Source organism: Pristimantibacillus sp. Z349TD_6 (assembly GCF_056173205.1).
This window is the reverse complement of sequence record NZ_CM149662.1, coordinates 7,732,213-7,757,725: the sequence shown is the minus strand read 5'-3', so window position 1 is coordinate 7,757,725 and position 25,513 is coordinate 7,732,213. Positions and strand designations below refer to the sequence as shown.

Sequence of the window (25,513 nt, the reverse complement as noted above, 5' to 3'; positions counted from 1 at the left end):
CAGTTTGTCAAATGTTCTTTTTCTTCTCCAGACCAAACGAATAAGGAGCGTGTTCAGGAGGATGATGAATGCAAAAGATTGGCAGCAAGAGCAGGAACGGTTGGATATGGTTACGAAACAGCTGCAAGCAAGTATCGCTGAGCTAGAGCCTGAAGTGGATCAGCTTCGCGATCAGGCGGCGGACATCCGCAAACGATTTTGGGAAGAGGTTACGGTCGATACGAGTACAGACGAAGATTTTGAAGAGACCTTCTTAACGATTAAGCAGCAGTCTGCGGTTTTGTCCGAACGGGAACGAAGCCACGCGCAGCTGAAGAGGCAGTGGAAGAGTATGAACCGCTTGCTGCCTTCTCCCTATTTTGGGCGTATCGACTTTCATGAGGATGGTCTTGAATCCAAGGAGCAAGTTTATATCGGCGTATCGTCCTTCGTCGATGCAGATGGTATGAGCTTCCTAGTGTATGACTGGCGTACACCTATAGCGAGTGTATACTATGACTATTCGCCAGGGGCGGTCGCCTTTGAAACACCAGGTGGGCATGTCGCTGGGAAAATGGAACTGAAGAGGCAATACCAGATTCGGGGCGGGCAGATTCAGAATTTGTTCGACTCGAGCTTAACTATAGGCGACGAACTGCTTCAGCAGGTGCTTGGTAAAGGCGCAGATGCACAGATGAAAAGTATCGTTGCAACTATTCAAAAGGAGCAAAATGAGATCATTCGCAATGATAATAGCCGAATGCTCATTGTGCAAGGAGCCGCGGGAAGCGGGAAAACCTCTGCGGCACTGCAGCGTGTGGCGTACTTGCTGTACAAACACCGCGAGAGGCTGAAAGCGGACCAAATCGTGCTTTTCTCGCCCAATCCGATGTTTAACAGCTATGTCTCCACCGTTCTTCCCGAGCTTGGCGAGGAAAATATGCAGCAGACGACCTTTCAGGAATATCTGGAATATTGGCTTGGACGGACATTTCGTCTGGAGGACCCGTTCGATCAGCTCGAATATGTGCTGACGGAAGAATCCGATCTGGGATACGAGGCGAGGATGAAGGGGATTCAATATAAGTCGTCGGAAGTTTTCCTTCAAGCTCTCCGAAACTATGCCTTGTGGCTGGGCCAGAAAGGCATGCGATTTCAGGCGATTCAGTTCCGAGATCGTGAATTAATTACCGCGGAGCAAATGAAATCGCAATTTTACAGCTACGACCCCTCCATCCGCTTGGTCAATCGTGTCGTTTTGCTGCAGGAGTGGATACTGGGTGAGCTGGCCATGCTGGAGCGTAAGGAGCGGGACGAAAGCTGGGTGGAGGAGGAACTCAACTACCTCGATAATGATCAATATGCGGCTGCCTATCAGTTTTTGCGTAAAGACAAAGGGATCTTCGAGTTTGCAGAGCAATATGTCGAAGCCTATAACATCATGAACAATAAGCACCAGCAAGAGGACGATGTATTTGATTTTGCCCAGCAGGAGGAAGAGCTGCTGCGCCGAATGGTTGTGAAAGAAAACTTTAAACCGCTGAGGCAAAGTGTGAGACGGTTGTTATTTATAGATATGGTTGGTATTTATGATCAATTGTTCAGTGATCGTAACGCCTATCAGGAAATGACGAATGAAACCGAAGTGCCTAGTGATTGGACAGAAATATGCAAGCAAACGAAAGAGAAGCTGAGCAAGCTCGAATTGTTTTATGAGGATGCGACACCATACCTGTATTTAAAAGAACTCATTGAGGGTATTCGGACCAATACGGAGGTTCGGCATGTATTTGTTGATGAGGGCCAGGATTACTCGATGTTTCAGTATGAATTTCTCAAAAAGCTGTTTCCCCGTGCTCAAATGACGGTACTCGGTGATTTCGGCCAGGCGATCTTTACGCAGGCGACGAACTTGCACGAGATGGATTCGCCGCTTATAAGGCTTTATGGCGAAACAGAAACGAAACGCTTCTTTCTAGTTCGCAGCTATCGCTCCACCCGTGAAATTGTGGAATTTACGAGATTGTTGCTGCCATACGGGGAGGCGATCGTGCCCTTCGAAAGAGGAGGCAAGAAGCCGCTTCTCTTTATGACGGATAGCAGTGAGAAACGAGTGGACAGAATCGCGGCAGATCTTGCTGCCCTTCAAGCTGAAGGCTTCGAATCTATCGCCGTCATTACAAAGACAGCGACCGAGAGCTGTGATGCCTACGAAGCGTTGACAGACGTGGGTTGTCAGGCGCTTCGGCTCATTACGAAGAAGACGCCTACCTTCGAGAATGGAGTGCATGTCATTCCTGCGTATCTTGCCAAGGGAGTGGAATTCGATGCCGTGCTGATCTACGATGCTTCTTCGCAGACCTATCATCGGGAAAGCGAACGCAAGCTTTTCTATACGGCATGTACACGTGCGATGCACCAGCTTATCCTCTACACGACAGGAGATTGGACACCTTATATTCAAGCCGTGGATCGTTCCTTGTATGATTTGGAGCAATAAGGGGCTGCTGTGATTTGCAGTGCAAAAACCAAAACCCGTAACCTTTGAGAAATCCGTTGGCACTTCTATATCATACGGAAGAAAGGAGCGGGAGCATGCTTCAGTATATCGAAGACGCAAAACAAGGGGATCGGCAAGCTTTTGAAACTATTGTCCGGCACTATACAGCAATGGCGAATGCGGTTGCGTACGAGAAGCTGCACGATTTTCAACTAGCGGAAGATGCAGTACAAGAAGCATTCACTGAAGCCTTTCTGCATTTAAATAAACTGCGAGTAGGAGAAGCATTTCCGGGATGGTTCAAAGCTATTGTGATACGGCAATGCTATCGTATTACACGTAGAAAGCATCATCCCATGGTGCCTTACGAGGAAGCTGCACAATCGGCAGAGGCTCAAGTTAGTGTCTCCGATATTATTGAGAAAAGAGAGCTGCAGCAGACCGTTCATGATTCTATAGCTTTATTAACACCGAATATGAGAATTGCGGTTCAATTGTTTTATATTCAAGGGTATTCTCTTCAAGAAATTTCGAGTTTTGTGGGCACTTCGGTTCCGATATTAAAGAAGCGGCTCTTTGATGCTCGTCGGAAATTGAAGGGTGCTCTGCCAGTAGCCGATTTGGTCTCCGTATATAATCATTTGTATGTAGGAGGAAAAGGTGTGCTTCATATTGTAAATGGAGATTCAGTAGCAGAGAAGCTGCGGCAAGGCATCGTGCAGGGCGAGATTTTAGTATGGCGGGAAGTTTATCCTCATGGTCCTGTGTTTTTAGATTCTGCTGCATTAGACCATCGTTCTAGACGATCACAATATTTGGAACAAACAATGGGTATCCCTTGCTCTGAGTTTGTTCAGGGCAGTGAAGCGCAGGAGAAAGTGTTGGCTGATTTTCATAAATATGAGGAGATTGTGCTTTGGTTTGAGCATGATTTGTTCGATCAGACGATGCTGTGCCATTTGCTCCATTGGTTCTCAGGGCAGTCTTTGCAGAAAACAAAGCTGAGCTTATTGTGCATCGGGGAATATCCGGGAATTGAACTGTTTCGCGGGTTGGGACAGCTTTCTCGGGAGCAAATGGAGACGTTATCGGGGACTTGGAAATCGATTGGGGCAGAAGAGCTGGACTTAGGCAGAACGTTTTGGCAAGCCTATACGTCACAGAATCCACAGCAGCTGCAGCAATTGTTAATTCAAGATACGTCCGTGCTGCCGTTTGCGCAAGAAGCATTTCAATTTCATTTATCGCGGTTCCCATCTATACAAAATGGTCTTGGTATTGTAGAGCAGACAACGCTTGCGATGATCAAGGATGGAATAAACGGTCCGTATGAATTATTTCAGCATGTTGGAAACAAACTCAACGCCTTGGGTATGGGTGATCTGCAATACTGGCATATTTTAAAGGAAATGTCTCGAGATCCGTATCCGTTAATACAAATCGGCGGATTACAGACGTTCCCGTCTTATCTTGATTCATCGCTATCATTCCGCGATTGTATCGTTACGTTAACCGAATTCGGAAAAAAGGTGTTGGATGGAAAAGAGGACTGGATCGCGAATAAAGGAATAGATGAGTGGTACGGCGGAGTGCATTTGCAGGGATATTTTCCGCGGTGGCGCTGGAATACAATCGAACAAAAGATCATTGAGATAGGCGCAGAAACGTGACCTTATTTAAAAGATAAAGTTTATGCTTAAAGGTGGGGTGGGGAGATGGACAATCGCATCCTAGAAAGAGGCCTATCGATCATATCGCAGTGCAAGGGTCGAACGGGTGATATATGGGAGGCGCATTTCGGGGCGGCAGCTATCGCAAGCTATTTTTTCGTGAAAGAAAACCTGATGCCAGCCGAGACGTCAGCTCGAATAGCAGCAGAATCAGACGTAATGCTTCGCAGTCGAGCATACGAGCATATCGCTCGCAGCGGAGGAGAGCTGGATGCCGAAACAGCCGAAAAACAAATTCTGGCTGCTCTATTGCCTACAATGGATGGGCTCCACTGGGTCGGACACAATGTTATCTATGCAGCTATCAGTTTGATGGCGATCAGAGAACTTGACGGTTGGGGACATGCGGATGATATTGAAGGCATTACAAGCTTGATTGCATCTTTTAATAAAACCATTCCCGGAAGGTCATGGCTAGGGTATTCGGCATCGGACGTGAAGCGGCTGGAAGTGGCAGAGAGTGATCGCTTTCCTGCTATTCAAAATGCTGAGCAGCTATCCGAATTTATCATAAATGAACTTTCGTCTTTTCAAACCATTTACAGATCAGAGGCTCATCATGATCTAATTGGACATATGCTTACTTTTTCGCAAGCATTAACGATTTTGCATGAGCTCAGTTATGTCGAATATTTTCTAAAAGGAATTCCCTCTATTCAAAAGCTGGTTAAAGTTCTTCGTACCAGTCATCACCTAAATCCGGAGCAGCCGCCAAAATTGTTCTCTTCAGTAGAGCGTTGGCCTCTACCACTGGCATGTCGATCAGATTGGCTGCCTGTTGAGGAAGAATACTGGCTGCAAAGCTTTCAACATACGGATTGGGATTTTGGTCACACTTTTAAATTCCCGTACAGCTTTTATAATCATATTAACCGGCTCACCACACCTAATCTTGAAGCAGTGGAAAACTTCCGATACATTATCGGGTAATGAAAACGGCAACCTACGACGGTATTTACTCGTCTAGGGTTGCCGTTTTTTTGCTGTATTTTAGGAAACTATATACGATCGGCATCCTCATGAATGTGTATTGAAGGTTAACCAGATTTGTTCCAAAAACATTTCGGGTGTATAGCCGCGCTCTTCTTTTTGGAAGGAATAGGATTCGCTGCTTAAAGCCATCAACAGCATATCAGCTTTAAAGACGCTGCTTGGTTGAGTGCGCCCGGTTGTTTCCATTTCCTCAAACAGTTGCACTAATAGTTCATGCAGCTCGATGTAGAGGGGACTCTGTGTCCGGGATGCATACCGATTGGTTGGTGTGGATTGTTCAACTCCTGCAAGCAGCTGGGATTTCTTTTCTCTGAAACGGATGAATAAGGTGAGGATCCCTTTTAATCGTTGGCTTGGCGGGGCTGTACGGTTTTGCTTCAAGTACGCTTCGATATTCTCGAAGAGGATAACGATGTTTTCTTTCATTAAATCCAGGCATAATTCGCCCTTGTTGCGATAACGGCGATAGAGCGTTCCCGGCCCGATCTTAGCCTCCGTGGCGATTTGATTCATGCTGACCTGTTCGACGCCGTTTTGCTCGAATAGCCGAAGAGCCGCATCCAGTATACGCTGTCGGTTTTCTGCAGCATCGCGACGCTCGGAGCGGCCGTTTGTTTCCTCGGTATCATTCATGACTTCATCACTTCCTAAGTAAGGTTTGCAGACTGCTCTTGACAAGCGGAGACATCTCCGTTTAATATCAAGTGGAGAACTCTCCGGTTAATACTAACATATTCGAATTGAGCGTACAACCTAAGCTCAATCAGCAAAATAATGCCGTGTTTTTGCTCATGCATGAGCTGACCGTCGACGCTCGGATTGTCGCCTAGGGTTGAAAAACGGAGTCCGCAGCTGGCTCTGCGGAAAGAAGGCATAACATCATGCCAATTTGGAAAAGAAATTTAATCGTCTGTTGGTTTGGCATGTTTGTATCAGGCGTAGGAATGAGTATGCTCGCCCCTGTATTGCCGCTCTATATCAAGCAGCTTGGTGTTCATGATACAGGCTCCATTGCCCAATATTCTGGAATTGCGTTTGGTATCACCTATATCATATCCGCTATTTTCTCACCTATATGGGGTCATGCGGCCGATAAGTTTGGACGAAAGCCGATGCTCCTCCGCGCAAGCCTTGGGATGGCGATTGTTATAGGCTGTATGGGTTTTGCGACGAATGTGCACGTTCTGATTGGATTAAGATTATTGCAAGGTGTCATAACGGGTTATGCAACAGCTTGTACAACCTTAATTGCGACGCAGACGGATAAGGAGCATTCCGGCTACGCTTTAGGCACACTTTCAACAGCAAGTATTAGTGGCTCATTGCTTGGACCATCAATTGGCGGCTTCATAGAAGAGGGATTTGGTTTACAAAACGTATTTTTTATAACAAGTGGGCTGCTGCTAATCGCATTCCTAACGACAGCCTTATTTGTAAAGGAATCATTCACTCGCGAGGACAAAAAGGTGCTTCCCCTCAAGGCGGTCTGGCAGCTCATTCCTGAGAAAAGCTTAACGATTACGATGTTCGTTACCTTCTTCATATTAACAGTGGCCTTATATTCCGTGGAGCCCATTATTACCGTCTATATTACTCATTTAGCCCATGATTCCAGTCATATTGCACTGATAGCCGGATTAACATTCTCCGCTTCAGGTCTGGCCAACATCATTGCTGCGCCAAAGCTTGGGAAACTCTCCGATCGAATCGGGGTTCATAAGGTGATGCTCGTTGCTCTTGCGGCGGCAGGAATTATTTTTATACCGCAAGCTTTTGTGAGTAATTCTTGGCAGTTAATGGGCCTTCGCTTTATATTAGGTTTAACGGCAGCAGGCCTCACGCCTTCCGTTAATGTTCTAATTAAGAAAATAACGCCAGCCCCCATTACGGGCAGAGTGTTCGGTTTTGCCATGTCGGCCGGCTATTTAGGCGTCTTCGGAGGTTCGATTTTAGGAGGACAGGTAGCCGCTTGGTTCGGTGTTCAATATGTATTTCTCATCACGAGCGCATTGTTGCTGTTGAACGCAGTGTGGGTTTATTTTAACGTATACAAAAAACTTAATAGGCAAAAGAAGCTTACGATGTGAGCGAGTGCGAGATCGTTCTCGGGTTTAGCCAGCGAAATAAGTTAGATATAGGAGAGGAGAATTTTTAATATGCGCATAAAATGGTTCGGTCACTCTTCATTTTTACTGACTTCGGAGGCAGGGACGCGGGTTCTCATCGATCCCTATTATAAATTTCTTGGCTACCGCATGCCGGTACCCATTGAATCAGATATCGTCGTTGTTACGCATGATCATACTGACCATAATAAAATTAATGCCGCATCAGGCGATTATTTGCTGGTGAATGAGCCTAAGGAATACAGTCGCGGCGATGTGAGCATTACAGGATTCAAGACGTTTCACGACAAGGTAAATGGTGCGAAAAAAGGTCCGAATATCGTTTTTCGCTTCCAGATGGATGGACTAACGATTTGCCATTGCGGAGATCTGGGTCATCTATTGACCGAGCAACAAATAAAGGAAATTGGCAAAGTAGATATTGCCATTGTTCCTGTTGGAGGAAGAATGACACTGGATGGACCGGAAGCTGCTCAAGTTGTGCATCAATTACAAGCGACCGTTGCGATTCCGATGCATTACAGTACGAAGGCGCTAGGGATTTTAGGAAGATTTGTTTTCGCCAAGGCGGATAAGTTCATTAAGGCTGTTGGACATAGGACGACCGAAGTGAATACATTAGAAGTTACAAAAGAAAACGTGTCCCAATTTGCTGGCGTCGTCACGATGCAGTATGAATAATAGAAGGAAAACTCTGTGTTATTAAGGGTTAGAATGCACAAAAGAAGGCTCCGCGAGATGATCATGTCATCTGCGGAGCCTCTTTTAGCTTGATTTATGTGCAAAGAGTCTGGCTCTAGCCTGCTGCCCAAACGTCTAATTCAATTTTTAATTCGGGCAAACCTAATCCTTTGATATAAGCAACCGTCATGGAGGGGGGAGTTTGGCCAAACACTTTATCCCAAATGGCATAGAAATGATCCCAATCTATTTCTTCCGTAGCCCAAATGTTGATTTTAATGACATGATCGGGAGTTAATTGTTGTGAAGAGAGGATATCAACAATATTACTCATTGTATTGGTTACTTGCTGATTAAAATCGGTAGGAATATTGTTGTTTTGATCAATGCCAATTTGACCGGAAAACACATACATCTCCGCATTTCTGCTTATTTTCGTTACATGACTATAGCTGCCAACCGGCTTCGCTATATTTTCCGGATTATATCTATGAACAACCTGATTATTTAAATTCATCGTTTGTAAGTCTCCTTATGAATGGAAAATAAACAAATATGAATAGTTTATTTTCACTGTATTTTTATCTTTTTATAATTGAAGACAGACCTATCCCGTCTTAATCAATTTTAGAAAAAAACAGCAGTAGAATACCCGATTCCAACAGATAATGATTTAATCGATCTCTTCTTCATCAAGTATCCCTCCTTCATTTATAAGTAAAATAACTTACAGTAGAATAATAACATTGTTGAAGTGAAAAGAATAGCATGGCTGTTGCATGACACCGATGAGGAAAGAACTGTTAATTTTGCTTTTTTAGAAGCTGTGCTTGTATATTGTTAGTATATCTTTTTTAAAAAAAAGGATTTTATAGGGAACATGCATGGGTTCGTGAAAACTGGAAATGTAGAAAGAGAATAAATACTTTTCTATCGAACCAGCCATATGTGTGGAATAGACAACCGGGAGGAAACAAAATGAGTACACAGAGTCTGGGAGTTCCATTAGAAGGTTTTGCTGAATTTAGTCGAACCGTAGCTGCAGAAGGCGCGGTACTGTTAAAAAATGAAGGACAAGTGCTTCCGCTTCGAGACGGCGAAAACGTTGCTGTTTTTGGCAGAACCCAAGTGAATTACTACCGCAGCGGTACAGGATCAGGCGGGAGCGTCCATGTTTCTTATACAACGAATTTATTAGACGGTCTTCGCGGTAAAAAGAACCTGGCAGTCAATGAAGAGCTTGCGGCTGTCTATGAAAAGTGGATAGAGCAAAATCCATTCGATAATGGCGGCGGCGGCTGGGCTGCTGAGCCATGGCACCAGAAGGAAATGCCGTTAACTGATGAACTAGTGTCGGGCGCAAGAGCTAAATCGAGCAAGGCAATCATTGTGATCGGACGTACAGCGGGAGAAGATCAGGATAATGCCGATGCACCGGGAAGCTATCAGCTAACCTCGGACGAAAAAGCAATGCTGAAGCAGGTAACAGCCTATTTCGAGCAAACCATCGTGGTGCTGAATGTATCGAACATTATTGATATGAGCTGGATGAACGATGAAAGTTATGTCCACCCCATTTCAAGTGCGATCTACTCTTGGCAGGGCGGCATGGAAGGCGGCAACGCCATTGCCGATGTTCTGGCCGGAGAAGTGACTCCGAGCGGTAAATTGACGGATACCATTGCTTATTCCATCGATGATTATCCATCCACTCGAAACTATGGCAATGAATTTAAAAACTTTTATAAGAGGATATCTATGTAGGCTATCGTTATTTTGAAACATTTTGTCCAGAGAAGGTTCAATATGAATTCGGATACGGGATTTCGTATACCTCATTTAAAGTCGATTCTGAGCAAGCAATACTGACCACTAAAGAGGGGAAGAAATACGTTGAAATTGACGTAACGGTTACCAATTCAGGAGCTGACTACGCGGGTAAAGAGGTCGTGCAGGTTTATTATGAAGCACCGCAAGGGAAATTGGGACAACCGGCTAAAGCTTTGGCTGCATTCGGCAAAACCAAAGTGCTTCAAGCAGGTGAATCAGAGCGCCTAACAGTGAGTTTTCCTGTAGATACAATGGCATCTTATGATGACGCTGGTGTGACAGGGCATGCTTCCGCTTATGTTCTAGAAGAGGGTACGTATCGCTTTTATGTAGGAACGAGCGTTAAAAACCTTATTGCAATAAGCGTACAAGGTAAAGACGGTTACGTTGTGGAAGCACTTCAGGTCGTAGAGCAGCTGCAAGAGGCAATGGCACCAAAAGAGGGCTTTAGCAGAATGAAGCCGGGCGCTCGGAAGGAAGACGGTTCATATGAGCTGATTACGGAAGAAGTACCCACTCGCAGCGTTTCCTTAGCAGAACGGATTGAGAAGAATCTTCCTGCAACACTTAAGCAAACTGGAAACAAAGGATTTAAATTAAGAGATGTTTATGAGCAGCAGGTTGGCATGGAAGCTTTTATCGCTCAGCTTAGCGACCAAGATTTGGCTGCCATTGTCAGAGGAGAAGGCATGAGCAGTCCGCTTGTTACGCCGGGTACAGCTTCGGCTTTCGGCGGAGTAAGCGACAGCTTATTTAATTACGGTATTCCTGTTGCTTGTACAGCAGATGGCCCGTCAGGTATTCGCATGGATAGTGGGCAGAAAGCGACTCAGGTTGCTATTGGTACTTTGCTTGCGGCAACTTGGAATGCAGAGCTGGTCGAAGAGCTCTACGTTATGGAAGGTCAAGAATTGTTAAGCAACAACGTAGATGCTCTGCTTGGGCCTGGCCTCAATATTCGCCGCAGCCCGCTAAATGGCCGCAACTTTGAATATTTCTCAGAAGATCCGCTCATTTCCGGTGTATTTGCAGCTGCATGTACTCGAGGCATTATGAAAGGCGGCTCTAACGCTACGCTGAAGCATTTTGCCTGCAACAACCAAGAAAAGCATCGCAGTAAAGTAGACGCTATCGTCTCAGAGCGCGCTCTTCGTGAAATTTATTTGAAAGGCTTTGAAATTGCGGTAAAAGAGGGCGGCGCGAATTCAATTATGACCTCCTATAATCCAATTAACGGACATTGGGCGGCTTCTAATTATGATATGAACACTACCGTGCTTCGCGGCGAATGGGGCTTTAAAGGTATTGTCATGACAGACTGGTGGGCCATCATGAACGATGTCGTCAATGGAGGAGCAGCGGATCGTAAATATACGAACTGGATGGTTCGTGCACAAAATGATCTATATATGGTTGTTCCTAACTATGGAGCGGAAATCAATGGCTGGGATGACAATACGATTGAATCGCTGGAGAATGGAACGTTAACAAGGGGCGAGCTTCAACGCTCTGCGATGAACATTTGTGAGTTCATTATGCATGCGCCGGTATTCTCGAGAAAACAAGTCATTGAAGAGAAGGTCGATACATTCAAAGCGAATGCATCTCTATCTCCGGAGCAAGCGCAAGCACTTTCCGAGAATGCACAAGTTAAACCAGCTGCAGTAGGATCAAGCTTTATGAAAGTGGATCAGGCTGGCCAATACCGGATTATTGTCAGCATTATGTCTCCTGAGCCTGAACTAGCTCAAAGTGCTTGCAACGTGACACTGAACGATCAATTGATGACGACTATTCAGACGAATGGAACGGAAGGCAAATGGATCAAGCAGAAGCTTGTGAAAGTCGAGCTGGAAGCAGGTCTTTATGAGCTGAAGCTGGAATTCATCAAGCCAGGCTTGCAGATTGAATGGATCGAATTTAAAAAAGTGTAATGCAACTGTGCGTAATCTTACCAGAAAGAACGAGGGCACCCGAAAGGGTGCCCTTGATTTTTGCCTGCTTATAAAATCGGTATAGTAATGCTGTGACTTCATTGCTCTACTGCTAAGCCCTTTTCTTTGAAGACAGCACTTTATGTATAAAATGCTTAGGCGGAATTTGGCTGGGCGATTGTTTATTGGAATCGTTAGAATGAATGATTAATGCTAGCAGCGCAACGTTTATGGAAGTAGCTGCAGCCTGCGAAACGAGGTAGACATTTTCCCAGTTTGGAGCGAATTTATTTTTATATTCATAAAGCCCTTTAAAGTTATACAGCTTGTTCCCATACTTATAGAGAAGCTTGATGATGTGCGAATCAGTAACGTTAGCAAGCGGAGCCATGCCTAAGCTGCAAACATCATAGGCTTGTTCTTTGGCCCAAAGGAACAGGGAAACAAATAGAACATCCATTGTGCCATGCGGGCATGCTTTTGTATAACGCATGAGATCAACCGTTAATCGCCGACAAACAGATTCTGCTTCCATTGTTTTAATAAATGGCTGGTGATCGCCTGCGATGGAGACAAACGCTTCATAATTTCCATCAGGCCCAACGAGCACCGCGACTGGAAAACGCATGACATACTCCTTTGCGAAAGAGCCTACAGAAAAGCTTTTTTCTTTCCGATTACCCAGCCATTCATCTGAAATGTCTTGAAGACGATGGAGGAAGGAATCGGAATATGGCGGGTGCAGAACCTCGAACGTAAACCCGGAGCGTCCAAATTTATTCATGCGATTTCGCAGCTTAAGCCATTGCTTTCCATTTAGTTGAAAGGTAGATAAGTCGACCTGTGCTTCTTCTCCGATCTTGGAGCAGCGCAGCCCAAGCTTCTCATACAGCGATAGAAATGAGGATTTTGCTTGATAGAACACGGGTATTTGCTTATTCTCATTGCAGTCTGCTACAAACTGCTCAATAACGCGCCTAGTAAACCGGGGGTTCCCAACAGGGTCGCCAAGTACAATTCTTCTATTTAAGGCTGTGCGGTACACGATCAAAGCCTCGTAATCGGAATCCCAGAACCATTCTTTATCACCGAGGTAGTATAAATGCGTGTGTGAGTTATTGCCGTATCTTTCAAGCAGATTTTTCAGACGTTCTTCAGAATTGATATCAATCATGGTGAAGCCTCCAAGTAAGCAGTCTCTGGGAGCCAGCTGAAATAATATTTGTCTTCCTATTAAACAGAGATTATAGTTAAAAATTATACCAGTAATACCTATGTTTTAGGTTTTTTTCTTGCGAATATAACGAATGTGGAGGAATTTTTCATGAAAAAAGCATTGGTCGTTATCGATGTACAGGAAGCCTTTTTTTCGTTGCCGGAAAATTATCTTTACAAAAAAGAAGAGTTGGTAGCGCGAATCAATGAGTGGATTACTGCCGCGCGGGAGGGGAATGTCCCCATTATTTTTATCCAGCATACGGATTATGACAACGCAGATGATGAATTTTATGTAGATTCACCGGATTGGAAGCTGCATCATGGTCTCGACATAATGGCTGAAGACACAGTGATACGCAAAACAAGCTGGGATTCGTTCTACGATACCGAACTGGCATCTACGCTAGAGGAAATGTCGATTGAGCAGCTTATATTTGCTGGAGCACAAACGGAGTTTTGTTTGGACACCACCATTCGGGCAGCCTACAGTCGTGGTTACAAGAACAATATTTTAGCGAAAAACAGCCATAGTACATTAGATAATTCCGTCCTGACTGCACAAAAAATCATCGAACATCATGAGAAGGTTTGGAATAGAAGATTTGTTACTATTCTTGATGTAAATGAAGTGGCATTTTAGGCGTTAAAACTTGCATGACAGCAAGAAAAGGGACCGCTCAAGGCGGTCCCTTTCCATATGTTAAGACGATTATCCAGAGCGTTTATATAAATAGGGTGAAACGATAAAGGATTTATTATGAAATGGCATCTGATTAAATAACGAATGCCACCATTCGCAGCCTAGATCATCTGAAACCGTAAAAAGTCGTGTGTTGATTTCATCTGTTTGCTGTGAAGAGAGCTGGACATGATGAGCCCAGGTATCCAGCAATTCATCCAGCAGTAGCTCGACATCCGAAGGCAGCTTCAAATCTGACTCGTAATCGCTCATCCATTTCCCTTCCTTCCTACAGCCTTTTCTTTGGGCAGCATACCAAGCGTTTCGGCAAGCTGACGGCGTGCCAGCAGTATTTTGTAGCGAACGGTGCCTGAAGGCAGCCCAAGCGCTGCGCCGATTTCACCGCTTTTCATGCCGCCAACAGCCTTCATGAGCAGTATAGAACGAAGCTCCTCGGGCAGTTCGCGGATGGCTGACTCAAGCTCGTGAAACTGCTCACGGCCAGCCAACAATTGTGATAGGTCACCATTCGGACTTGGAAAGCTATACAGCTGGATTTTGGATACAGCTTGTTTATAGCTTTGTGATTTCCGATAATAATCCTTGACCCGATTGGCAGCAATCGAAAATATCCAATACAATTGTTGATCCTCGGGTATGCTTTCGACGACATCTTTGCGGTTCCAGATTTTCATGAATACGTCCTGCAGCAAGTCGGAGGCCGTTTCTTTACTTTCTGTTCGTCCGAGTAGATAAGAATAGATTTGCCTTGAATGTGTACGATACATTTGCTGAAACAAAGCCTCTGCGTTTATCGGCATAGCTTGTTTCTCATTCATTATCTCTGGTTTTGATCGTTCCTGTTTTTGAAATGGCAAGATACTGGAGTAGAGGTACAATTGCTTTCGAAGCTGTTATATCGCCGATGACTACAATCTCGGAAACTTTGCTTTTAATTAATTCGAGTTGAACATCCTCATCCATTTCAAAATTTCCAATCAGCACCATGCACATTTTTTCCTCAACGAATTCAAAGAAGCTGTTGGAGAACGTGTCATCTCCTAGAAATAACCGCACATTGGAGGACGTATTGGAATAATAAATGATTTGACCGAGCATGCGCGATATGGTGCTTCCTAATACGACCTCGCTCCCTTTAGGCAGTATCAGCTGTCCAGCTAAAATCACATCTTGAAACCCGATCTTCTCCACTGGTGAAGTGATGACCGCTTGCCCCGCAATGACAACAATATCCTCAGGAGCGCCATTGCTGTTGGCAAAAAACTCGCCTCCCAATGAAACTTGCCCGGACAAGATTTTCACTTTGCCTGCCGTAGAAGGGACTAAACAAACGCATCCAATATTTTGCTGGGGTATGCGATTCAAAGCACTAGATAGTGATTCTGGGGCAATTATGATACCAATGTTGCTAATGGAGGTCACATTAGCCAAGTCCTCAGCTTTCACTCCAGTCAAATCGAGAAGACCCATATTCTCCAAAGCTCTTTCTTGAACATTAGCTTGCTGCACGTTTTCCATACGCTTCACGCTCCCATCATTTTCTAATTACACTAAATATAACGTATGACATTTAAAAGTGTTGGAAGAGAACAAAATAAGTTAATTCATTGCATCTTTAACGTTGCTTCGTTATCGTAGCATTAAGAGCGATACATTAAGGATACGTGTTAGGAGATTCGGGAAATGAAAAAAAAGATCTTGATTGTTGAAGATGATATTCATATATCCAAAATTATTAAAATGAATCTCAACCTTGTGAATTACGATACGGCGGAGGTTTATGACGGCTTGGCAGCGCTGGAGCTGCTTCAGCGGGAAAAGGTTGATCTTATATTGCTGGATGTGATGATCCCTCATTTGGATGGATTTGCGCTGATGGAACGAATTAAGCCGTATCAGATACCGGTTATTTTTTTGACGGCCAAAAACTCTGTCTACGATAAAGTGAATGGATTGAAACTGGGAGCCGATGATTACATGGTTAAGCCTTTCGAGGCTATCGAGCTGCTTGCCCGCATAGAGACGGTATTGCGAAGATACGGCAAAGAAGAAAGTGTATTACAATTTCAATCTATTACAGTCAATATGGATAAACGAGAAGTAACCAGTCAAGGGGAAGTAGTCGAGCTGACGCCGAAGGAATATGAATTGCTTGTTGTTTTGCTGAAAAATAAGAACATTGCCCTCTCGAGAGAGCAGTTCATTAGTAAGGTATGGGGCGGCGACTATTATGGCGAGACGAGAACGGTCGATATGCATATTAAATCGCTGCGCAAGAAGCTAGAGCTGCAGGATTACATCAAGACGATTTATAAACTCGGTTATCGGCTGGAGGATTAAGAGGATGAAATTTTGGCAAAAAATTTATGTCTTCTCTATTCTAGTTTTCATCATTATTTTTAACGCTGCCTCTATTATGGTGATTGAGCGGAGCCATAATCGAATGCTTAAGCAGGAAATCAACAACGCTTTAAGCCAGAACATGAGCATCCATTCCAGCGTCGATGCGATTGTACCCATCCTTCGAATCTATGACTCCATTGATTACGAAAAAACGGTATTAACGAGAATTGCGAACGAATTTGTTGGTAAAAATAACGAGCAGCTCGTTTATTTAGATATTAGAGACGAGAAAAATCGGTCAGTCTTTAACAATACCGATTTTCAAATCCCAAAGCAGCGTGAGGAACTGGACAAGCTGGCCGTAGACGAAATTAGTTATATTTTGCGGGATATCGATCAGCGAACGATACTGTTCACATCAAATATTGCGAATATAAACCATAAAAGCTATGTTTTCACCTATATGATCGATGTTACTTCTGTGTATCAGGACCGCGTGGATCAATATCAGTTTTTTGCCAAAGTAGATGTGGCTGCCTGCTTCCTCTATATGCTGATTATGTTTTTTGTAAGCCGAGGGCTGACGAGGTCGATTGATCGGCTTAGCCAGACCGCGCAGGTTATTGCACAAGGCGATTTCTCGGAGCGCGTCCGGATAAAATCAAAGGATGAAATTGGCATGCTGGCTCAAAATTTCAATGATATGGCTGCTGTTGTTGAGGACAAAATTACGATTCTCGAGCGAAATAATGAAGAGAAACAGCGGTTCATCAACAATTTTACTCATGAATTGAAGACGCCTTTGACTTCCATTATTGCCTACGCCAATTTTATGAGGACAACCAAATATAACGAGGAAATGTTTATGGATAGTTTGAATGTCATTTATTCGGAAGGAAAGCGTCTAGAGTCGTTGTCATTAAAGCTCATGAACCTGATTTTGCTGCAGGAGGACGATTTTCAGATGGAGCTGCACGATTTAGGGGCGATTTTCGCTGAATTAAAGCCAACGCTTAGTGTAATGGCGAGCGAGAAGCATGTGGGAATGATCGTGGAATGCGAACCGTGCGAGCTGCTGGTGGAGAAGGATTTGATAAAGGTGTTGATCTCCAATCTTGTAGATAATGCGCTGAAAGCTTCAGCCCCGCAGCAAACCATTATACTGCGTGCTCTGTGGCGCGGAAATCAATATATTTTGCAGGTACAGGACGAGGGTATCGGCATTGCCAAGGAACATCAGGACAAAATATTTGAACCTTTTTATATGGCGGACAAGTCTAGAACAAGAAGCAGTAACGGAGCAGGTCTAGGGCTTGCGATATGTCAAAGTATTGCAGGCGTACATCATGCTGCAATCCATATTGCAAGCAATGAAAATCAGGGCACAACCGTAGAAGTTGTGTTCACTCCGGGTCATCCGAAAGGCGGGATTAAGGAATGAACAAGCTCATTCTGGTTATGGTGCTCGCAGCGCTCGCAATCATTTCGACGGGGTGCGGAAACGTATTGGATAGGACCCCCAAAGATACGGTAATGGTTAAAAAAATAACGAAAGAAACGGGCAGCAACGATGTGGAATACGAGGGTGTTCTGTCCCAAGAGGCGGTGAAGACGCTTAGTTTGAATGCAGTCAATAAGTATTTGGAAAAGAGTCTAACGATTGATGAGCTGCAATTTGAGCTGATGGCTATTGACCAGCATAAATTTAGAGAGCTGCTAAATGAAGCGGAGTATGGAACTAACCCCAGACCGGAAAGGGCGCAGGTGAGTGAACAGGGCGCTGAGGCCAAGCTGGATTATCAAACAGAACTGGATGACATTTCTGGCGGCTTGTATTATATAACGCTGACTAGATTGTCTGATCCTAGTGAAGTATATGACATCGTGCTGAACGCCAAAGACGGTGATGTGATTAGACTTTCCGAAGTGGGCGTCGTGCGGGCCCCTTCCTCCAGCAGTCAAAGTGAACGAGAGAAAATCATTGCTCTCGCAAATGCGTTTATCGATATAGAAGGAAGTTACCCTTTATCTGAATTGTCGCTGAATGAGGACATTACCCGCTGGGACAGCGTTGTGGAATTGTTTTATACGAGTAAGGAAGATGAGAAGCTGAAATATTGTGTCACGGTGAATGTGAGGCAAAATAAGGTTGTCGGGTTTAGCAAGGACGTTATGGCGTTGTTAAGTTACTATTCTAGACTGTAAATAGAGTGAGATGAAGAGAGCCAATTGCATGTGCAATTGGCTTTTTTGAAATATAAGAATTTATAAGTTTGTTAGCTTATAAAGGGCTTATATTTCACCGTCAAAGCTACTTCAGCGTCTAAAGGACGCCGAAGGCGTTTTTGCTTGCATTTTTATATTTTACAACTTCAATACAACTCTATCTCACTTATCATATATCCAGTCACTATACTGATGAAGTAATGCCTCGGAACGATAAAAGTGCAAGCAGTAGACAATGATAGCAATTGAAAGGAAGAGAACCTATGAAAAAAGCATTGTTCATTTTGTTGACGATAATGATGATGGTTGTATCTGCATGCAGCTCTGCTGCAGGCGGAAATTCAGGAGGTACGCAGACACCTAACGAGGGGCAGGCCAGTACAAATCCGCCTAAGGAAGAAACGGTTGAACCGAAAAACAGCAATGAGAAAAAAACGATTGTGTTCTCGACTTTTTTTCAGAACGATTTCTTTGTAGAAGCCAAAAAGAAATATGAAGCCAAGCATCCCAATATCACCATTGATCTCAAATACATCGATACAGAGGATGCGGATTTAGAAGTCAATTTGGAGAAGTTTATCAAAACGACAGGTACGGCTTTGTTATCCGGTAAAGGGCCTGACCTGATTGAGATGGACCAGCTGCCATCAGGGGATTATATAAAAAAACAGCTGCTGGTCAATATGAGTGAGATGATCGATAAGGACCCAACATTTAAGAAGGAACAGTATTTTGGCAATATTTTAGACGGAATGAAAGTGAACGGAGGATTATATGGGATGCCGCTTGGCTTTTTTATTTATGGTCTTTTCGGCAATAATACGTTGATCGAGAAAAGTGGCGTTAAGATTGACGACAGCCATTGGAACTGGACTCAGTTTATAGAAACGGCTAGAGAACTCGTCAAGCATACAGATGAAAATCAATCGGTATTAGGCACAAGTCAGCCGGAATATATGATTACGCAGCTGGTTAATGATCAATATGGGACGTTTGTGGATAAGGAGAGCGGGAAGGCTAATTTTGACTCTGCTGCCTTTACTGATTTGCTGAAAGAAGTAAAATCCGTGTTCGATGACAAAATTATGAGTGGAGATAAAGGCTTTCCTATATTTAGAGACACCCAAATTAACTCGCCTGACGATTATATTCGTGAGATAAAACAAAGCGAGTTTTTGACAGAAGGTCTATCCCACAAGACAAAACTATACTTAAAGCCGATCGCAAGCGGTCAGCAGGCAGGCGGCTCCTTCAGAACGTATCAAACGCTGGGCATAAACGCAAAGTCTTCTGTAAAAGAGGAGGCATGGGATTTCTTGAAATTTATGCACTCTGATGAAATGCAGCATCGAGCAGGCAGTGCTGGCTTCCCACTCAGTAAAGCTTCATACAGCAGGGTCGTCCAGGATGTATTAAAAAAAGGGACGGTTGAGTCTATTCAACCGATCGGACCGATGAAAGGCAAAGTGTTTGAAATTACCCAAAAGGATATTGATGATCTCGATAAATTCCTTACTGGAGCCAAATATTCGGTTCAGTTCAACAATACTCATATTGATGACATTGTAAGAGAAGAGTCCTTAGCTTATTTCGCCGGACAGAAAACGCCTGAAGCCGTGGCAAAGCTAATTCAAAATAGAGTGACGACTGTTTTAAATGAATAGGAAAAGCATCAAAATTGTTCTGATCAGGCTGCTGCGCAAGGATGGTGCTGCGGCAGCCTGTTTTTTGGCACCGAGCCTGATTGGTTTTTCCTTATTTTATCTTGTCCCGTTTGCCATGGGATTTGTGTATTCCTTTCAGGATAGTACCGTTAACGGCTCATTTGTTGGTTTGGACAATTACAAGGATTTGCAGGCCAGCGCATCCTTTAGGAAAGCGGCAGCCAATACATTTCTGTTCACTGGTGTTAGTGTACCGCTTATTATTGCTCTGTCTTTGTTGTTTGCGCATTTGCTGAATCAAAAGCTGTTTATTCGAAATTGGCTGCAGACCGCCTTTGTACTGCCGCTTGTCGTGCCTGTCGCCTCTATTGTGATGATATGGCAAATCATGTTCGACTGGAATGGGACATTGAATGCTTGGATGCAGAGCTTGCATCTGGATCGAATAGATTGGATGAAGTCGGAATGGTCAATCGGTGTGTTAGCCATCGTATATACGTGGAAAAACATCGGGTACAACATCATATTATTTTTGGCGGGGCTCCAAAGCATTCCTAAAGACTATTATGAGACTGCGGATATCGAGGGTGCGGGCATTTTCCATAAATGGATTCATATTACGCTCGTTTATTTGACTCCGACCCTGTTTTTTGTCGTCCTTATCTCTATTATTAATTCGTTTAAAGTATTTCGTGAAACGTATCTGATCGCAGGCAACTATCCTCATGACCGCATCTATATGCTGCAGCATTATATGAATAATATGTTTTTATCCCTTGATGTACAGAAGCTGACAGCCGCTGCAGTTCTAATGGTAGGCTGTATTCTTGCTTTTGTAATGGTCATGCTTTCCATCGAACGGCGTTTTCGGAATTCCATGGATGGGTGAAAGGGTGGTGAAAGGATTGCCATTATTTAAAAAGCTTGTGTTGTCAGTTATCATGGGGGGGCTTGCTGCGGCAATGCTATTCCCCATTGTTGTTACATTTTCCAACTCATTCATGACAGAGACTGAAATTGACTATAACTACAATCTCATTGGCAAGATGGTTAATATTGCGGCAGGGGAAAAAGACGGATATATCAATTTAAAGCTGATCCCAGATTGGGTATCATTCGGTCAATATGCGGAGGTATTGGTTCATAAACCGATGTTTCTCCATATGTTTTGGAATTCCGTGTTTATTGTTGTACCCATCATTGTTCTGCAAGTGATGATCGCTTCTCTAGCCGCTTATGCATTTGCCAAGCTGCGGTTTTGGGGGAGGGATAAGCTGTTTGTCGTATATTTGATGACCATGCTTATGCCATTTCAAGTGACGTTAGTGCCCAATTATATTATTGCGGATAAGCTGGGGCTCATGAATACAACTTCCGCCATTATACTTCCGGGGATATTCAGCGCTTTTGGCGTGTTTATGCTCAGGCAGTTCATGATGCATATTCCATATACGTACGTTGAAGCAGCAAAAATAGATGGGGCAGGGCATGCAACCATTTTTTATCAAATCATTGTACCGCTCGTCAAGCCGGGAATCGCCGCTTTAATTGTTTTGTTATTTGTTGATAATTGGAACATGGTTGAGCAGCCGCTTATATTTCTTGAGGACACATTCAAGCAGCCGTTGTCACTCTATTTATCGCGTATTAGCGAGGGTGCAAGGGGCGTTGCTTTCGCTGCCTCCGTTTTGTATATGACTCCGATGGTGCTGTTATTTTTATATGCAGAGTCTTACTTTGTTGAGGGTGTTCAGCTATCGGGAATTAAAGGTTAGCCCATTCACGGAGGGATTTTAATGGAATTACAACTAGCTGGCCAAGCAGTGCCTGGACGCAAAAGAAAAATTCGCCTTCTGTTTGGCTTGTTTATGGGGCTGTTAATCGGATTTACGCTGTTTAGCAATACGCTAATGTCCTTAACCTTACCCAAGGTCGTGTTAGTCACGCCAAACCGAGGTGAACTTAATCATGACTTTCAAGGCAGCGGTATTGTGAAATGGCGGGTGCAAACGGCTTTGTCGGGTGAGCCTGGGATAAGGGTAAACAAAGTGAATGTTAAGGAAGGAGAGCCTGTTAAGAAAGGGCTGGTATTGATTGTTTATGACCAGAAGGCTGCAAAAAATCAAATACTAGATGAGCAGGCCGCTCTTAGTAAACTGCAGCTCCTCGATAAAGAGCTGCAGCAAAGCTATGTCGAAGCCTCGCAAAGCGGAGATGACAAGAGCGTCGAAAGCGCCAAACATGCGCTGAAGGTAAACGAGATAGATAGGGATATGCAGCAGCGGAGAATTCAGAAGCTGCAAGAGAATTTGGCAGAAACGAGCACACTGGTTGCGCCTTTTGACGGGATTGTAACCAAGGTTGGCGCGGTCGAGGGTTTGGCTTCATCCGAAGGAGGACCTGCTGTTATGATCGCCAACACGAGCCTTGGCTTTGAATTTGAAATTCTAGTTCCCGAGGCTGCAGCGGCTCCTCTGGAAAAAGGAGCGAAGCTTGATGTTCAATTGAGCGGCACTCAGGCTAGACAAATCGAGGGCAGCCTAGTGGAAATTCAAGACACTGATGCTCTTAGCCCAGCAGGTGAAGGCGGAAGCACAGCCTCACATACGGCAATGAAGAAATTGCTTGTTGCGATAAAGGATAATCAATTGCAGGGGGGAGAGCGTGCCGAGGTTATGCTGACTCAGAAGACAGATGATGTCATTCTGGTACCGAGTAAAGCGATTCACGATGAGGGAGACAAAAAATATGTGTTTGCCATGGAGGAGAGGAGTGGACCATTAGGCAACGCCTTTTACGTTCGCAAAGCGTACATTACAGTCGTTGATTCAAATGATACACAATCTGCCGTTACAGATGGGCTGTTCGAACAGCAGTCCATTGTATTCGAGAGCGGAGATCCGCTTCAGGATGGTGACAAGGTTCGCGTTCACTAGGTAGGAAGCAGGAGCTTTACTCGATCTATTGCAACATGTATACGGAGGGACTTTCATTAATTGTAAGTATAAAACTTCACATCCCCCACGTGCATCATTTTTTAGTATCTAGGCCGCGGTTGATACATAAGCTTAATGCGGGGATGGAAGCCAAGCTAACGCTTGTTTCTGCGCAGGCTGGATACGGAAAAACGACAGCTTTAAGTGAATGGGTGCGGCAGTGCGATAGAGCTGTGGCCTGGATTTCGCAGGATAGATGCCTGCATTTAACTTAAAACAGCAGCCCTTCTCATGTAGGGGCTGCTGTTTCTGTCTTTTCAGCTGCATCAATGGCTATTAAACTTGATAGGAGTTAATGTAATTTTAGAACGGGCTCATCCCAATTGTATTGATTTTCTCGCCAGTTATACTGATGCCCATTCTTGTCGTAATGTCACGGTAATGACCAACACGGCGACCGACTCGGTAGTCCGTCTCGTCTTTGTTTCCTTCAAAGTTGCCGTTAATAATCATAATGGTTACACCAAACCCAGCAGGTGTTAACCCTTTGGCAATGTCTGACGCAGATGGTGTCCAGTTGCCGACCATTACATCATGTGCAGAAGGTTTCGGCGGTTGTGGAGTCATCCAAAATAAGATAGCTGTCATAAAGCCTAGCTTGCCGTCGTTTACGATTAATTCAGGTTGTTGGAGCAATGTGTTCTGAGTGCCATAAATAATTCCGCTAATAAGTCCGTAATTGTAGTTCCAGCTAAGCTGAATCGGTCCACGTCCGTGATACGACTTGCCTGGAACTGGAGGGAATTCGGCATGGCTTTGAATGTACCCTGTGTTTGTGGAATTAATATAAGCGACTTCTTCATTCCAAAATAGTCCCCAGCTCAGCTCGCCGCCAGGTGCTGTCGCCCAGCCTCCGCCTGTTTCATGCGCAATATTGGCGAGGAAGGCTGCCAGCTCGCGCTTGCGGTTTACAGCGGAACCTTCTTTAATAAATGTGCCAAAATCAACCGTTTTAGAGATGACCGGTACGGTCAAATTCCATGAAGCGTTGAAATCTGCATTTTGAGAAATGAGTGTTTCTGTTTTCGTTGTTTTGTTCAAGCGGAATACACGGTTGTTCCATGTAGCACCTTGGCGGTATTCAAGCTTGTACTTAATGTTTGCAACGTCTGTTACTGCAGCGATTAGGTTGTCATAAGAATAATAGTCGACTTGACCAGGTTTATAATACGTTTTGCTAGCAGCGAAAGTGTGCCATGCAGGTGTACCAATACGCATCGGGAACAGTGCTTCATATTCTGTTTTTGGCAGTGCGGCTTGTACGGCTGCCGCTGCGTTTGCTGGTGAATATTGAGGATCAATTCCGCCCCATTGTGCTGTAATTTGTTCATCGGTTAGAACGCGGCTTTGTCCGACATTTAGTTCGGCAAGAGAGGTTTTTATGGTGATGGCCGTACTTGCTGTTGTGTTGCTGGAGCTGTCTTTTGAGGATACAGAGTAGATATACGAAGTGTCAGGCTGCAAGCCAGTATCGGTGTAAGTTAATGTGGAGGCGTTTGTGGAACCAACTTTTGTAGTGCCGCGGTAAATATCGTAACCAGTTACAGCAATGTTGTCTGTTGCAGCATTCCAAGTTAATGTGACTGAATTAGCGGTTTTTCCTGGCGAGGCAAGATTCGTTGGAGCTGTAGGCGGAGTTGGATCTTGGTTGCCCCCGCCCGTACCTGGCGCAAGCAGCAGCCATGGTGAGCTCGATGGAGCGCCAGCACCGGGTACATCGCCTTGTGTCCACCATTTGGCTCGATAGTTGTTGTTATTGTAGCTCACTTCATCGCCGGTTAAATACACTTGGGTGGACACCCACGGTGAGGCCGTTAATGCAGCTTGCTGCTGAGCAGCATTGGCGGACACGGTTTTTGACACCGCTTCCAATTGAGCCAATAATAACAAAGTGGATAATACAATGACGCTTATGCGGATGAGCTTTCTGCTTATCAGTTTGCGTTTCATAGACATCCTCCTAAACTATTTTGTTAATTTCAACAACAAGTATATAATCTTCCAAAAATTTAATATATAGACGGTAATAACTATATTATTTTGTTTGTTCGTGTCGATTGTTACAACATTCGAACTATTTTTAGGGATAAATTTATGAGATATTAATATTTTTATGTAAAATAATACAAAAATACCCCAGTGCAATTGTACTGGGGCTTTGATCGATTTATTCGGTGTCTGGTGCAGCGATAGAAAGGCCAAGCCAAGGTCCTAGGGTAGACCTTGTGCTATCTGCCGTATAGAAGCGGTCAAAAAGTAAGCTCAGGCCATTGCCAGATAACCCCCTAGTTTCGTTGATAATCATTAACGAAAAGACTTGCTCTAAATTTAGCAAGTCACAAACCGTCGCATATTAAAGCGACAAAGAGGCTGCTTTTTTTTATAAGCTATTAATATAGGGTGAACTTCTATGATCCCCTTTTGTGCTCTTGTTACTTTAATATCGCGAATTTCCCAATAGTCGCCTGTTAAATGAATGCCGTAAGAACCATCATTGGTAGCGGGTCCTTGCAATATAGTGGGATTAGCTGGGTCACAACCCTTCAAAACGATGCGGCTGCCGGAAGTGCCGCTGGCGCCCGAATAGAAAACA

20 protein-coding genes and 1 pseudogene are annotated in these 25,513 nt (G+C 44.3%); 14 read left to right on the top strand and 7 right to left on the bottom strand.

Translation table 11 applies throughout. From position 1 onward, the window contains the following. The first annotated feature begins 64 nt into the window (after window positions 1-64). From helD to AC0VYE_RS33600, 3 genes are all read left to right on the top strand, one after another. Window positions 65-2,479 carry an RNA polymerase recycling motor HelD gene (gene helD, locus AC0VYE_RS33610; protein WP_475449819.1) on the top strand — a complete coding sequence of 805 codons (2,415 nt, stop codon included), beginning with the start codon at window positions 65-67 and terminating at the stop codon, window positions 2,477-2,479. 95 nt (window positions 2,480-2,574) lie between these two features. After that, a complete protein-coding gene (locus AC0VYE_RS33605) occupies window positions 2,575-4,149 on the top strand; it encodes a sigma-70 family RNA polymerase sigma factor (RefSeq protein ID WP_475445192.1) in 1,575 nt (524 codons plus the stop codon). Window positions 4,150-4,194: 45 nt separating this feature from the next. Beyond that, window positions 4,195-5,139 carry a hypothetical protein gene (locus tag AC0VYE_RS33600; RefSeq protein ID WP_475445190.1) on the top strand — a complete coding sequence of 315 codons (945 nt, stop codon included), beginning with the start codon at window positions 4,195-4,197 and terminating at the stop codon, window positions 5,137-5,139. An 87-nt stretch (window positions 5,140-5,226) separates the two neighbouring features. Here the strand turns inward: AC0VYE_RS33600 and AC0VYE_RS33595 are convergent, their stop codons facing one another. After that, entirely contained in the window at window positions 5,227-5,835 is a 609-nt protein-coding gene (locus AC0VYE_RS33595; protein ID WP_475445189.1) for a TetR/AcrR family transcriptional regulator, read from the bottom strand. 248 nt (window positions 5,836-6,083) lie between these two features. Here AC0VYE_RS33595 and AC0VYE_RS33590 point away from each other — a divergent pair, with 248 nt between their 5' ends. Next, window positions 6,084-7,289 carry a multidrug efflux MFS transporter gene (locus tag AC0VYE_RS33590; RefSeq protein ID WP_475445187.1) on the top strand — a complete coding sequence of 402 codons (1,206 nt, stop codon included), beginning with the start codon at window positions 6,084-6,086 and terminating at the stop codon, window positions 7,287-7,289. A gap of 69 nt (window positions 7,290-7,358) precedes the next feature. Beyond that, the gene (locus AC0VYE_RS33585) at window positions 7,359-8,009 is read left to right on the top strand and encodes an MBL fold metallo-hydrolase (protein WP_076266496.1); all 651 of its coding nucleotides are present in this window, start codon (window positions 7,359-7,361) and stop codon (window positions 8,007-8,009) included. A 115-nt stretch (window positions 8,010-8,124) separates the two neighbouring features. Here AC0VYE_RS33585 and AC0VYE_RS33580 read toward each other — a convergent pair whose 3' ends face one another. After that, window positions 8,125-8,526 carry a RidA family protein gene (locus tag AC0VYE_RS33580; protein WP_475445184.1) on the bottom strand — a complete coding sequence of 134 codons (402 nt, stop codon included), beginning with the start codon at window positions 8,524-8,526 and terminating at the stop codon, window positions 8,125-8,127. 461 nt (window positions 8,527-8,987) lie between these two features. On the opposite strand from AC0VYE_RS33580, the pseudogene AC0VYE_RS33575 reads away from it, so the two are divergent. Beyond that, window positions 8,988-11,773 (top strand): annotated as a pseudogene (locus AC0VYE_RS33575) (glycoside hydrolase family 3 C-terminal domain-containing protein). Between the two features lie 112 nt (window positions 11,774-11,885). Here the strand turns inward: AC0VYE_RS33575 and AC0VYE_RS33570 are convergent. Next, on the bottom strand, window positions 11,886-12,947 hold the full coding sequence (locus AC0VYE_RS33570) for a phosphatidylglycerol lysyltransferase domain-containing protein (RefSeq protein WP_475445182.1): 1,062 nt from the start codon (window positions 12,945-12,947) through the stop codon (window positions 11,886-11,888). Between the two features lie 150 nt (window positions 12,948-13,097). On the opposite strand from AC0VYE_RS33570, the gene AC0VYE_RS33565 reads away from it, so the two are divergent. Continuing rightward, entirely contained in the window at window positions 13,098-13,631 is a 534-nt protein-coding gene (locus AC0VYE_RS33565; RefSeq protein ID WP_475445180.1) for a cysteine hydrolase family protein, read from the top strand. Window positions 13,632-13,700: 69 nt separating this feature from the next. On the opposite strand, the gene AC0VYE_RS33560 is transcribed toward AC0VYE_RS33565, so the two are convergent. Genes AC0VYE_RS33560 through AC0VYE_RS33550 form a run of 3 tightly spaced genes read right to left on the bottom strand, consistent with a single transcriptional unit; the run spans window position 13,701 to window position 15,209 of the window. After that, a complete protein-coding gene (locus AC0VYE_RS33560; RefSeq protein WP_475445178.1) occupies window positions 13,701-13,943 on the bottom strand; it encodes a hypothetical protein in 243 nt (80 codons plus the stop codon). Continuing rightward, a complete protein-coding gene (locus tag AC0VYE_RS33555) occupies window positions 13,940-14,491 on the bottom strand; it encodes an RNA polymerase sigma factor (RefSeq protein WP_475445176.1) in 552 nt (183 codons plus the stop codon). The genes AC0VYE_RS33560 and AC0VYE_RS33555 overlap by 4 nt, the downstream gene beginning before the upstream one ends. A gap of 10 nt (window positions 14,492-14,501) precedes the next feature. Further along, window positions 14,502-15,209, bottom strand: coding sequence for a hypothetical protein (locus AC0VYE_RS33550; protein WP_475445174.1), 708 nt, complete (start codon window positions 15,207-15,209; stop codon window positions 14,502-14,504). 165 nt (window positions 15,210-15,374) lie between these two features. On the opposite strand from AC0VYE_RS33550, the gene AC0VYE_RS33545 reads away from it, so the two are divergent. From AC0VYE_RS33545 to AC0VYE_RS33515, 7 genes are all read left to right on the top strand, one after another. Further along, window positions 15,375-16,031 carry a response regulator transcription factor gene (locus AC0VYE_RS33545; RefSeq protein WP_076266487.1) on the top strand — a complete coding sequence of 219 codons (657 nt, stop codon included), beginning with the start codon at window positions 15,375-15,377 and terminating at the stop codon, window positions 16,029-16,031. Between the two features lie 4 nt (window positions 16,032-16,035). After that, window positions 16,036-17,475, top strand: a complete 1,440-nt coding sequence (locus tag AC0VYE_RS33540; RefSeq protein ID WP_475445172.1) for a sensor histidine kinase — start codon at window positions 16,036-16,038, stop codon at window positions 17,473-17,475. Further along, window positions 17,472-18,239, top strand: a complete 768-nt coding sequence (locus AC0VYE_RS33535) for a hypothetical protein (protein ID WP_475445170.1) — start codon at window positions 17,472-17,474, stop codon at window positions 18,237-18,239. Before AC0VYE_RS33540 ends, AC0VYE_RS33535 begins: the two co-directional genes overlap by 4 nt. Before the next feature lie 284 nt (window positions 18,240-18,523). Then, window positions 18,524-19,924 carry an ABC transporter substrate-binding protein gene (locus tag AC0VYE_RS33530; protein ID WP_475445168.1) on the top strand — a complete coding sequence of 467 codons (1,401 nt, stop codon included), beginning with the start codon at window positions 18,524-18,526 and terminating at the stop codon, window positions 19,922-19,924. Then, on the top strand, window positions 19,917-20,813 hold the full coding sequence (locus AC0VYE_RS33525) for a carbohydrate ABC transporter permease (protein WP_475445167.1): 897 nt from the start codon (window positions 19,917-19,919) through the stop codon (window positions 20,811-20,813). The genes AC0VYE_RS33530 and AC0VYE_RS33525 overlap by 8 nt, the downstream gene beginning before the upstream one ends. Window positions 20,814-20,865: 52 nt before the next feature. Further along, window positions 20,866-21,699, top strand: coding sequence for a carbohydrate ABC transporter permease (locus AC0VYE_RS33520; protein ID WP_475449817.1), 834 nt, complete (start codon window positions 20,866-20,868; stop codon window positions 21,697-21,699). Between the two features lie 21 nt (window positions 21,700-21,720). Continuing rightward, complete coding sequence (locus AC0VYE_RS33515) at window positions 21,721-22,860, top strand: efflux RND transporter periplasmic adaptor subunit (RefSeq protein ID WP_475445165.1); 1,140 nt, start codon at window positions 21,721-21,723, stop codon at window positions 22,858-22,860. Window positions 22,861-23,223: 363 nt separating this feature from the next. Here AC0VYE_RS33515 and AC0VYE_RS33510 read toward each other — a convergent pair whose 3' ends face one another. Continuing rightward, on the bottom strand, window positions 23,224-24,870 hold the full coding sequence (locus tag AC0VYE_RS33510; RefSeq protein ID WP_475445164.1) for a glycoside hydrolase family 19 protein: 1,647 nt from the start codon (window positions 24,868-24,870) through the stop codon (window positions 23,224-23,226). Window positions 24,871-25,513 lie beyond the last annotated feature (643 nt).

Coding starts and splice junctions, on each gene's coding strand:
- helD (WP_475449819.1), top strand. CDS start 65: ATGAATGCAAAAGATTGGCAGCAAGAGCAGGAACGGTTGGATATGGTT.
- AC0VYE_RS33605 (WP_475445192.1), top strand. CDS start 2,575: ATGCTTCAGTATATCGAAGACGCAAAACAAGGGGATCGGCAAGCTTTT.
- AC0VYE_RS33600 (WP_475445190.1), top strand. CDS start 4,195: ATGGACAATCGCATCCTAGAAAGAGGCCTATCGATCATATCGCAGTGC.
- AC0VYE_RS33595 (WP_475445189.1), bottom strand. CDS start 5,835: ATGAATGATACCGAGGAAACAAACGGCCGCTCCGAGCGTCGCGATGCT.
- AC0VYE_RS33590 (WP_475445187.1), top strand. CDS start 6,084: ATGCCAATTTGGAAAAGAAATTTAATCGTCTGTTGGTTTGGCATGTTT.
- AC0VYE_RS33585 (WP_076266496.1), top strand. CDS start 7,359: ATGCGCATAAAATGGTTCGGTCACTCTTCATTTTTACTGACTTCGGAG.
- AC0VYE_RS33580 (WP_475445184.1), bottom strand. CDS start 8,526: ATGAATTTAAATAATCAGGTTGTTCATAGATATAATCCGGAAAATATA.
- AC0VYE_RS33570 (WP_475445182.1), bottom strand. CDS start 12,947: ATGATTGATATCAATTCTGAAGAACGTCTGAAAAATCTGCTTGAAAGA.
- AC0VYE_RS33565 (WP_475445180.1), top strand. CDS start 13,098: ATGAAAAAAGCATTGGTCGTTATCGATGTACAGGAAGCCTTTTTTTCG.
- AC0VYE_RS33560 (WP_475445178.1), bottom strand. CDS start 13,943: ATGAGCGATTACGAGTCAGATTTGAAGCTGCCTTCGGATGTCGAGCTA.
- AC0VYE_RS33555 (WP_475445176.1), bottom strand. CDS start 14,491: ATGCCGATAAACGCAGAGGCTTTGTTTCAGCAAATGTATCGTACACAT.
- AC0VYE_RS33550 (WP_475445174.1), bottom strand. CDS start 15,209: ATGGAAAACGTGCAGCAAGCTAATGTTCAAGAAAGAGCTTTGGAGAAT.
- AC0VYE_RS33545 (WP_076266487.1), top strand. CDS start 15,375: ATGAAAAAAAAGATCTTGATTGTTGAAGATGATATTCATATATCCAAA.
- AC0VYE_RS33540 (WP_475445172.1), top strand. CDS start 16,036: ATGAAATTTTGGCAAAAAATTTATGTCTTCTCTATTCTAGTTTTCATC.
- AC0VYE_RS33535 (WP_475445170.1), top strand. CDS start 17,472: ATGAACAAGCTCATTCTGGTTATGGTGCTCGCAGCGCTCGCAATCATT.
- AC0VYE_RS33530 (WP_475445168.1), top strand. CDS start 18,524: ATGAAAAAAGCATTGTTCATTTTGTTGACGATAATGATGATGGTTGTA.
- AC0VYE_RS33525 (WP_475445167.1), top strand. CDS start 19,917: ATGAATAGGAAAAGCATCAAAATTGTTCTGATCAGGCTGCTGCGCAAG.
- AC0VYE_RS33520 (WP_475449817.1), top strand. CDS start 20,866: ATGGGGGGGCTTGCTGCGGCAATGCTATTCCCCATTGTTGTTACATTT.
- AC0VYE_RS33515 (WP_475445165.1), top strand. CDS start 21,721: ATGGAATTACAACTAGCTGGCCAAGCAGTGCCTGGACGCAAAAGAAAA.
- AC0VYE_RS33510 (WP_475445164.1), bottom strand. CDS start 24,870: ATGAAACGCAAACTGATAAGCAGAAAGCTCATCCGCATAAGCGTCATT.